Source organism: Alienimonas chondri (assembly GCF_013036045.1).
GTDB classification, from domain to species: Bacteria; Planctomycetota; Planctomycetia; order Planctomycetales; family Planctomycetaceae; genus Alienimonas; species Alienimonas chondri.
On sequence record NZ_WTPX01000302.1, the window covers coordinates 1 to 2,187 of the forward strand.

2 protein-coding genes are annotated in these 2,187 nt (G+C 69.0%); one reads left to right on the plus strand and one right to left on the minus strand.

All coding sequences use genetic code 11. The annotated features are described in order from the left end of the window. Positions 1-181: hypothetical protein (locus LzC2_RS21205; protein WP_171190014.1), on the minus strand; the 181-nt coding region annotated here is incomplete at its 3' end. A 406-nt stretch (positions 182-587) separates the two neighbouring features. On the opposite strand from LzC2_RS21205, the gene LzC2_RS21210 reads away from it, so the two are divergent. Beyond that, a partial coding sequence (locus LzC2_RS21210) for a GumC family protein (protein WP_171190015.1) occupies positions 588-2,187 on the plus strand: 1,600 nt, incomplete at its 3' end.

Here is a 2,187-nt window from a genome sequence, read left to right on the forward strand (position 1 = left end):
CTGTGGCTGATCGCCGCCGCCGCGGGCCGGCGGCGGCGATCAGCCACAGGGCCCCGACCCCCGCCGCCGCCCGAATCACCATCTTCAGAAGCGCGATCCAGTCGACCGGCTTGACCGGGGCGAGGCTCTTATCAAGCGTAAAAGTAAAGACCATCAGCAACGACGCCGCGGTCAGCAGCATCGTCGTCGGCTCCGGCACGGACCAGGACCGTCCCCGCGGATCCGCCGCGGCGGATCGCGGTCGAGCGGGATTGCGGGCGAGCGTCGCGGACCCGCGAAATTCGGCGGGCGGGCGAGAAGCCGACGACAAACGGAATCCACGCGCAAGGAGAACGAGATCGAGCGGGGGGCCGGGTCGCGGGGCAGATCGGACCGCGGATGCGAGCCGGCTCCAGCCGCCCGCAGCGTTCCCGTAAGCAACGTACCTGCGCAAACGCCCCCCCGTCGCCCACTTCCCCTAAATTCACTATCGATCCGAACCCAACCCCCGAGCCGGGTTGTATGCTGATGAATGACGCCTGTCTGACGCTTCGACGGCGGCCCGTGCTCACTTCCCGCCGCGACTGCCGCTCCCCCCGCCGCCGCCTATGCAGATACCGCCGCCCGAAATCGGCGCTCCGTTCGACCCGATCCGGCCGCTGCGACTGGTCATTCTGGCCGTCCGTCGCTGTTGGAAGCGGATGCTGGGGTTCTTCGTAGCGGCGATCGGGATCGCCCTGGTCGGGCTCTATTTCGCCCCGCGGGAATACGGGTCGGACGCCAAACTGTTCGTCCGCGTCGGCCGGGAGACGGTCGGCCTAGACCCCACCGTCACCACCGCCGGGGTCGTCTCGCTGAACGACTCACGCAAGACGGAGATGAACTCGGTTCTGGACGTCATCGCCACCCGCGAGGTCTTCGAACGGACCGCCGAGCGAGTCGGCCCGGAAGTCGTCTTGGAGCAGGGCGGCTGGTCCCCCCTCGATCCGGTGATGGGCGTGTTGTCGATGGCGACCGGAGGGTCCGGCGGCGACGGCGAAGACGACCCGGAACTCGATCGCATCGCCCTCCGCGAAGAGGCGGTGCGGGCGCTGTCGAAGTCCTTCCAGGTGGACAGCAGCGAGGACTCCTCCGTCATCGAGGTGAGCTGCGTCGCCGATTCCCCCGAACTGGCCCGCACGCTGCTGAAGGCATTTCTCGACAGCTTCCAAAGCGTCTATCTCGAGATGTACCGCACGAACGGGTCGTACGAGTTCTTCGAGACCCAAGTCGCGGAGTTGCGACGGCGGTACGAACGCTCCGCCGACCTGCTCCGGGAGGCGAAGGACACGATCGGCGCCGCCACCGTCGACGGACGCCGCGCCAGTCTGCAACACCAGATCGAGCAGATCGAGGACCGGGTTCTGCTGGCCGAGGTGGAACGGGACGCCGAGATCGCCGCGCGGGACGCCCTCCGAAGCGCCCTGGAAGACGTGCTGAACCGGGAGGACTCCTCCGGGACCGGCGTGGCGGGGGTCGCCAGCGGCTCCCCGGACGACGCGGCCGACGCCCTCCGCAAGCAGGTCCAGGGACTGGAACTGCGGGAGCAGGAGCTGCTCACTCGGTTTACGGAGCAGCACCCGGAGGTGATCGCGGTTCGCGACCGCCTGGTCGGCGCCAAGTCTTTGCTGAGCGGGTCGAACGCCCCCGGCGATCCGGAGGCGGTCTCCACCGACCCCACCTTCCAAGGGCTGCACCTCCGCTCGCTGGAGCGTCGCGTCGACCGGGAGGCGCTGGACCGGCGGCTCCAGACGCTTCGCTCCCAACTCGAAGGGCTGCAGGCCGACCTTCGCACCCTGAACGGCCGCGAGGCGGAGGTGAACCGCCTCCAGGGCGAGGTCGCCCTGCTGGCAGCGAAGTACACGGAATATTCGGAGCGACTCGAGCAGGCCCGGCTGGACCGGGACATCGCGGCGGAGCGGATCACCAACGTCAACGTCGTGCAGCCTCCCACGTTCGTGCTCAAGCCGGTCAGCCCCAGGAAGCCGCTGGTGCTCGCCGCGGCGTTCGTATTGGGGTGCGTCGGCGCCGGGGCGATCGGCCTCCTGAACCTGCCGACCGACCGGCCCGCCGTGGCCAGCGAAGGCGACGAAAGCAACGACAGCGAAATCAACTTCGAGCCCGTTGACGAGAAGTCTCCCGTCGGAGCCGCCCCCCCCGGAGCTGCCC